We start from the raw sequence: 7,694 nt of genomic DNA, 5'->3' as shown, positions 1-7,694 counted from the left end.
CCATTCCTGCTTCATCTATATAGACTCTTTCTTCTGGCTTGTACGTCGCTATCTCTTCTTTAAATTTTAGTCTTTTAACTTCATCTCGCTCTCGATAACCATAAGTTTTTTTTACGACTAAACACAATTTTCTTTAAGGCTCTTGATATAGTCCTGGCGCTAATTTCCCCCTGCCACATTGCTGCCATCTCTACTTGGGTCTTATCTCCATTGACTTCTACAAATTCTCTGAATTTTTCCCAGTTAGTGATTTTATGACCATTCCCAAGCGGTTTATTCGGCAATGCTTGAAAGTCCCCAGTTTCTCGTTCCCGCTTCAGCCATAGCCTGATTGTGTCGCGACTAATACTAAATATTTGACTTGCTTCACTAATCTTTAGGCCATCCAACTTGATGGCTTGCACTACCAATTGAGCGGAGATCGTAACTGTAGGGTTTGGGCATACGCGCGGGCGGAGGTATAGCCGGAGGTTTTATTAAGGTCTACTTCTAGTTTATGCCTTAAGCGCCTTGGCAGTTGCTATATTAAACCTCCCAACGGTCGGGAGGCTTTTTTATAACTCAGTTCGCTCACAATGTTTGTAAATTTTAAAATTGCCTACTGAATCATTAATTATTTATCAACACCTGGTTTTTAAGATGTATCCAAAATATAGAGGTTTGTAAATATAGAATAACTAAGGTAATTATAGTTAAACTGCAATTACAGTTTCTCTGGAGATCTCTTTAATCTCCAGGACAACTGCAATTGCAGTTTAAGAAAAAAGTGCCGAGGCAATGACTAAAATTTCAGTAACTTTAGCCTTAAAGCACTTTACCGATTCGGCCTGCTCCAGAGATACTCAAGGCTATTTACCCGCCGCAACTGCAAGCCTAGATGGCCAAGTGGCTGGATGCTAGATATATAATCAGAAAATTGATCTAGCTATCTTAACTTTTGGCCGCGACCCCCTAATTTACCGCCCCATCATTTATCCTGCTGTCTGGCTTTTGGAGCGATCGCTATAAAATGCTATTTGTCGCTTTAGCATGGCGAAATTGGTTACCGAAATGGGCGATTTATATGGAATCCACTTGTAGTAAATACGACAACTGCACCTGTAAACTCTATCCCTGATGCAATTAGCGTAAGCCAGAGCAAGTAAAAGCAGCCCAGTAGCGAGGATGCGAGAAGGGTTCTTCGTCTTGAGAATTTTTTACACTGTGAATCTGATTTGTAACTGAGGCGTATTTCCGATATTCACGATCCCAATTCAAATAGTTGGCTGAACCTGACTCATATTGGCTGCGCTTGTTCCTTGCCTGCTTTCGTCCAGCTTCTGCCTGCCTGGATAGTTCTTTTATATCTTCTCTATTGAGTAGTTCCTCTTTGTTCAATTCACGCAATTTGATTTGGGCTTGCCGCACAGCTTCAGGGCGACTACAGCCTTGTTGTCGATGCTGATAGTAGAAGATGGAAAATATCGCTGTAGCCAAGTCGTTGACTGCCCAGAGAGTACTGACAACGCTTCTGGCACCAGCACACAAAAAACCAGTGGAGAGTGTCAAAATATCATCTGTGATTTCGGGTAAACCCAGACCTGTCTCGCAGCAGGAGAGAAACACATCGGAGAGATTAGGCAGACGCCAACCTGGACTCATTAGTTGTCCCAAGGTGATACTGCCATCTCCTAACTTCAGCTGGGAATTGAGGGGTTCATCAAGGCAGGATTCGGCATGGTGGCAGGAGTGGAGTACCTGGACTTTTTCGGCTAGCTGCCGATAGTTGTCGCGGGTGGCTTGGCTGCTGCCTCTCAATCGTCGATTACTGGAAATCTGATGCAGTTGGGCTATTTGTTCGCCTTCAAAGCTAGCGCAGGGGAGGTCATTGGTGGCATCTTCTACGGTGCCGTAGGTGAGACACTCTCCCACTTCACCGCGCTGTTGGCAAAACTCCAAAACTTGGCAGCTGGGGGTGTAGCGAATGAGAAACTTCTCACCAAGATAGGGGTGTTCGGGATCTTGGATGGGCAAAGCCCCCAAGGGAATCTGATGCAGCAACAGGTGAGGCACTATAATTAGTTCGGTGATGCCATTAAGGTGCTGAACAATTAGGTCACTAAGAAGCAAGCGTTGAGCCAGTTCTACTAAGAAATCACTGATGTGAGACTTCCAAATGTTTCTATCTTCGATGTAGGGTTTTAACCAGTTCTGGGAAATCCAGAATTGCAATGTCTCGATGCCTTGTCCAGTACAGGTGTGGCAAGTAATCTGGTTTTGCCGTAGCACAAAGACATGGGTGTCGTTGCTGGTGGTGTAGAAACTGAGGATGGCGGTAGTAGGTCGATCAATTAGCTGCTGCATGGCACAAAAGTCAGGGGCGCTAACCTGAATCTCGCCAGCTAGCACAGGGTCGAAGCGTCTGAGTTGTTCCCAAATTTGCTGTTTCTCGGCTTCTAATGTTGCGATCGCTTCGTTATAAGCTTGGAAGGCAGCGCGATCCAGTGTACTTGTTCCCACTCCCATCAGTTCTCGGTTGTTGCCAGATTGGTTTTGAGAGCGTTCTCTGTCAATTCGCTCTTGCAAGTCGTCATACTGCTGCAATAATTCCTTGACTTCTGGGGAAATTTCGCCGCTTTGATAGAGGTCGTTACTTGCTATCAAGTCTACAAGCCGTTTGGAACGCGATCGCTCGACGTATTCAATAGCTTTTTCTAGTTGTCCAGCATTGATGCAACACAAGACAATGTTGTGGTAAACGTAGAAAGCTTCTGCCACAATCTCTTGACGACGTGATTCGGAAGTTGCCCAAGCGCGGCTAGTTTCCACAGCTTCAATGGCAACACCATACCCCTCGATAGATTCTGCCCAACGCTTTGACCTTGCACCAATCTCTCCGAATTGACGTGCAGTTATAAAGCACTCGCTGGGAAAGGCAGTAGGTGTAAAAACTTCTAAGGCTGACCGACAACAGGCGATCGCTTCATCAATTTGCCCTGTATTTGTGTAGGCAAGAGCAAGATTATTTTGGTTTTTAGCCCAATAGTAAGGCAAGGCATCACGGGTAAAAACTTGGGAGGCAGCTTGGTAAGCTGTCATTGCTTTCTCTAAGTTCTCTGTCTGACTGCCGCGAATTTGAGTACTGTAGACAAGTGCCAAATTTTTTTGAGCCATTGCCCAGTCTTGAGGAAATGTCTCCCTACTGAAAACTTGCAAAGCTGCTTCATACGCTGCGATCGCTCGTTCCTGATTTCCGGTAGGATTGCCGCATCTCCGTTGCGAATAAGCCATACCCAGATTATTTTGAGTCATAGCCCATTCTCTGGGAAATGCCTCTTTAGTAGCGACTTGTAAAGCAGCTTCGTATGTCGTAATAGCCAGTTCCAGATTTTCAACCTGATTACCACGAATCCTGTCGCGGTAAACAGATGCCAAATTCATTTGGGTCTGCGCCCAAAATTGTGGAAATGCCTCACGGGTAAAGACTTGCAAAGCGGTTTTGAAGTAAGCGATCGCTTTTTCTAGGTTTTCTGCCCGGTCACCGCGAATTCGTTCGTGATAAGCAAATGCTAATGTATTTTGAGCGTTTGCCCAGTCTTGTGGAAACTTATCCTTAATGTAGACTTGCAGTGCCGCTTCTATATACTTAATACCTACTTCTATATTTTCGGCGCGATCGCCCAGTATTCTACGAATATAAGCATTTCCCAAATTGTGTTGCAGCTTTGCCCATTCTGAGGGTATTGTTTCATGGGTGAAGACTTCCAAAGCTGCTTTAAAGTGTTGGATTGCCTCTTCAATGTTGCCAGCTTTTTGACCCAAAACTCGGTTGCTGTAAGACCCTCCTAGATTATTATGAATGCTTGCCCCTAGTTGGGGAAATTGCTTACGAGTATGCATTGCTAATGCTTGTTGACCAACCGAAATAGCTTTTTCTAAGTTTTCGCCTCTATTTCCGCGTATCCGATTCTTGTAAGCTAGACTAAAATTACATAGAGTTTCTGCCCGTAGTAACTTCTCAAGAGATTTTTCTTGCTGATTAAATATTTCAGAAACAAGCTCATAGCCTTTAATTGCAATTTCTAAATTGATAGCCCTGTCACCTAGAGGAAACTGCTGAATAAGTCCACTAAATAAGGCAATATCTACTGCTCTAATTTTTGCTTCCTGGCTATCTACTGTGGATAATTTAACTGTTGCCCAGGTGTCAAAAAACTGAAGAAAGTTATCATCTAGCTTCTCCAGGTTAGCAGACAGAAACGGGTATACAGCTTGCAGGTTTTGTCTGTTATTTCGGATTGCTTGGAATATCTGAAGGAGAAAATGTAATTCTTTTCCACCTTGATAAAGGTCATCTCGGTGTCGGCAAGCATCTTCCAGCTTGATTTGAACTGAAATTGATTCTGTTGGAAAAGCTTCAGGAGTCTGAACCTGCAATGCAGCATTGTAGTAAGTTATTGCTCTCTCGACATTCCGTATTGGGTCACCTAGAATCCTCTGGCTGTAAATAAAACCCAAATTATTTTGTGTCTGTGCCCATTTATAAGGTAATGCTTCACGGGTACGAATTTTCAAGGCAGTTTCATAGCAGGCGATTGCTTTCTCTTGATTCTCTGCCAAGTTACCTTGAATCCTCTTATGATAGGCAATTCCCAAATTGTTTTGGACTCTGGCCCATTCTTCAGGAATAGCTTCGCGGGTATAGACTTGCAAGGTAGCTTTATAGCAAGCGATCGCCTTCTCCTGATTCTCTGCTAAGTCGCCCCGAATTCTATCGCTGTAAACAAGCCCTAGATTATTCTGTACTCCCGCCCATTTTTCTGGAAAAGCCTCATGGGTATATACCTGCAAAGCTCCTTCACAAGCAGTAATTGCTTTTTCCAGATTTTCGGCGCGATCGCCTTTAATCCTGTGACGGTAAACAGGTGCCAAATTCTGTTGGATTTCTGCCCATTTTTCTGGAAGCGATTCACGGGTAAAAATGGTAGCAGCGACTTTGTAGCCTGTAATCGCAATCTCTAAGTTGATAGCCCTATTGCCCAACGGAGACTCCCACATTAGAGCGCTAAATCCACCAACTAATGTTGCCATCATCTGTGCTGTTTCTGGTTCGGCATCCTGCAAACTAGAAAAAGCCCAGTTGCGAAACTGCTGAACAAAATTGTCATCCAATTTGTCTCTATTGGCTTGCAGCAGACTGTATACAGTTTGTGGGTTGCCTTTGCTTTCTACAATTGCCTTTAATATCTGCTCCAAAAGAGGAGGAATTGTTACAGAGCTGGTTCTGGGTGACGCCTTGCTGGTGGCACTTGTCGCAGCAGGGGCAACACTTCTAAAAAATGGTGTAGTGGGCAGATGCTCGGCAACATGGATTAAATAATTAGCGAAGTTCTGGTTACCTTGCTGTGCCATCATGCTAGCTACCTGTTTCATCGCCTGCACTAACCTACCATCAATTAAGCCAGAGTTTGCCATCAAAATTTTTGCCTCTTCTCCATCGCGGCAGGTCAGCAGATGGTGAATCAGCCTGTAATAATCTTCGCTACGTTGTTGTTCCATACATCCACATACTCAACATACAGGTCTACACAATCAAGCCCGTACTTCAGTCAGTCCTCCTGTAGTTTTCGGGCTTCATATAAATAATGTTGAAGAAATTTTTCTAATCTCTGTTGATGGTCAGTTAGTCTTTTTTTACCAGGGTGATTAACTTTAGGTAAGCTATGTTTGTCTAAAAAATACGGGTTCTAATTAAGCTTTATCTGTGCCAATTTCTCCAACAAACTCTCTGCTAAATCTAATAATTCAATTTCATCATTCTCATCACTGGCATCACGGGTAGTCCCTCCACTCCTGACGCTGCCAGCTAAAGCATTTTTGACAGCCAAAATCCGGTCATCTTCTTCAGGGATGCTCAGGCAACTTTCCAACTCGGCTGCAATTTCAGACACAGAGCGCCCACCCAATCTCTGTCGTACCTGCCTAGCAACCGAGTCCTCACCTTCCAGGAATGCAGTTAGTGTCTCCCTGCGAGAGGTAGCTTTATGTGAGAAATACTCAATTGCTGAGAGGACATACTCACGCGGACTCATCCCTGCTGTTGATGCCAGCTCTTGCACATAAGAAGGCACATCTACCAACAACCCACTTTCGGTATCGCTTACCTGATACAGTTCCTCTCCCTGCTTCACGGCTAGGAGCAAATCCGCATCCAAAGTATGCAGATACTTAAGTACCGACTCCAGCTCACGATCCTTTAGAGCCGACTCTAGCTTAGACACCGCAGCTTGCTGCACTCCCAATTCTTGAGCTAACTGTGCCTGCGTTAGTCCTGCCTTGGTTCGCAATTCCCGCATGGCATCGGTCAAATAGAGCCGCAGGTACTCCAGCTTCCCGGCTAGGATTACCTCGTCGTCATCGCTTACCTTCGTTTTGAGCCAGTCCTGAAAGTTGTACTTGTTCATTGTCCTTTCCTACTGTTCAACTCACGCAACCGAAGTCTTGCTGGCTCTTTATCTCTATCCCGGATAGCGCCGTTGTACTTCTTCATAAAAGCGTGCAACACCACAAAACATTGAGGAGTGGCAGTGGTGAGAATGAACCGTGGGTTATGCTCGCTTTTAGTCATGCGGAATTCGTACAAGTCATCCTCTAGCTTCTCAAAGATATCGCTCTTTAACGATGCCAAGCCTTTGTCGCATAGACGTTTAAGATTGACCTGGAGCCTCTTGGTTTCTGATGGAATTAGCACGGGCGTTGGCGCATTCGGCGGTAGCTCACCCTCTGGTATCAATCCAACGAAGAAAGCCAACAAATCTTTTGGTACCTCCCCTCTCGCGTCTAGATACAGCTCCCAAGTCCAGACCACGTTCTACCTCACACGATAATATTCCTTACAAGGAATGTCAACTTGGATTATATTCTAGTTGACATATGGCTGAGTTAGCCAGCTTTTACTCTTCTTGAGGCTAGTCACCTAGCTGTGAGGCAGCCAGATAGCTTTCCTTGTGCAGAATAAGGCGGGTTAGTGAGTTGTTAAAGTTTTGCACTCAAGGGGCACTAACCAGTTACATTACACGTATTATCCTGTTGAGTACCAAAAAATTGTAGTAAGTATGTAGGCGGGATTAAACCTAAGATAGGAGAGACGGTAAAACCTGTATCTTGCTTGAACCAATGCCTGCCCCTTTACGTATCGTCCTGGGCGAGGAATCAGACCGCACCCTCGAGGAATTACGAGTTGCACCCAGGGTGGCGCAGCACATCAAAGACCGTGCCCACATGGTGCGGCTGAATGCACAAGGTTGGAACGTGCCAGAAATTGCCCAGATATTTGAATGTCAAGAGCAGACCGTGCGAGAAACACTGCGACGGTGGGAGACGGGTGGCTTAGGGGGATTATGGGATACCCCTGGACGGGGGATGAAACGGCGGTGGAGTGAGGCAGACTTGCGGTATCTAGAAGACTGCTTAGAACAAGACCAACGTACCTACAACAGTGTTCAATTATCCGCCCTGTTGGAGCAACAGCGAGGAGTGAAACTGAGCGCAGACCGGATACGCCGGATTCTGCAAAAAAGGGGTTCCACTGGAAGCGCACCCCAATACTTCTCGGTTAAGCCCAAAATCAGGTAAATTAACTGTTGTCCCCTAACAGGCGGTCGTAAAATCGGTGCATCTCAGAGAATTCTCGTTTATATCTCCGGTCATAGAAG

At 45.2% G+C, this 7,694-nt stretch carries 5 protein-coding genes; 1 reads left to right on the top strand and 4 read right to left on the bottom strand.

Annotated elements, in window-relative coordinates; genetic code table 11:
* Window positions 1-80: 80 nt before the first annotated feature.
* From H6F77_RS00125 to H6F77_RS00110, 4 genes are all read right to left on the bottom strand, one after another.
* Window positions 81-404: an IS630 transposase-related protein gene (locus H6F77_RS00125; RefSeq protein WP_190484052.1), complete on the bottom strand. Its 324-nt coding sequence runs from the start codon at window positions 402-404 to the stop codon at window positions 81-83.
* A gap of 718 nt (window positions 405-1,122) precedes the next feature.
* Window positions 1,123-5,538 (bottom strand): CHAT domain-containing protein, encoded by a 4,416-nt coding sequence (locus H6F77_RS00120; RefSeq protein WP_190484049.1) that lies wholly within the window; start codon window positions 5,536-5,538, stop codon window positions 1,123-1,125.
* Between the two features lie 188 nt (window positions 5,539-5,726).
* Window positions 5,727-6,443: a type II toxin-antitoxin system RelB family anti-toxin gene (gene relB, locus H6F77_RS00115; RefSeq protein ID WP_190484048.1), complete on the bottom strand. Its 717-nt coding sequence runs from the start codon at window positions 6,441-6,443 to the stop codon at window positions 5,727-5,729.
* The gene (locus H6F77_RS00110) at window positions 6,440-6,847 is read right to left on the bottom strand and encodes a type II toxin-antitoxin system RelE/ParE family toxin (protein ID WP_190484046.1); all 408 of its coding nucleotides are present in this window, start codon (window positions 6,845-6,847) and stop codon (window positions 6,440-6,442) included. Before H6F77_RS00110 ends, relB begins: the two co-directional genes overlap by 4 nt.
* 308 nt (window positions 6,848-7,155) lie before the next feature.
* On the opposite strand from H6F77_RS00110, the gene H6F77_RS00105 reads away from it, so the two are divergent.
* Window positions 7,156-7,614: a helix-turn-helix domain-containing protein gene (locus H6F77_RS00105; RefSeq protein WP_190484044.1), complete on the top strand. Its 459-nt coding sequence runs from the start codon at window positions 7,156-7,158 to the stop codon at window positions 7,612-7,614.
* Window positions 7,615-7,694: the final 80 nt, after the last annotated feature.

Source organism: Microcoleus sp. FACHB-831, assembly GCF_014695585.1.
Lineage (GTDB): Bacteria > Cyanobacteriota > Cyanobacteriia > Cyanobacteriales > FACHB-T130 > FACHB-831.
Note: the sequence above shows the minus strand (reverse complement) of the source record. Positions and strands in the feature narration are given on the sequence as shown.

Bases quoted from the DNA above. Each gene is read 5' to 3' on its own strand.
- H6F77_RS00120 (WP_190484049.1), bottom strand. From the start codon at position 5,538: ATGGAACAACAACGTAGCGAAGATTATTACAGGCTGATTCACCATCTG.
- H6F77_RS00105 (WP_190484044.1), top strand. From the start codon at position 7,156: ATGCCTGCCCCTTTACGTATCGTCCTGGGCGAGGAATCAGACCGCACC.
- relB (WP_190484048.1), bottom strand. From the start codon at position 6,443: ATGAACAAGTACAACTTTCAGGACTGGCTCAAAACGAAGGTAAGCGAT.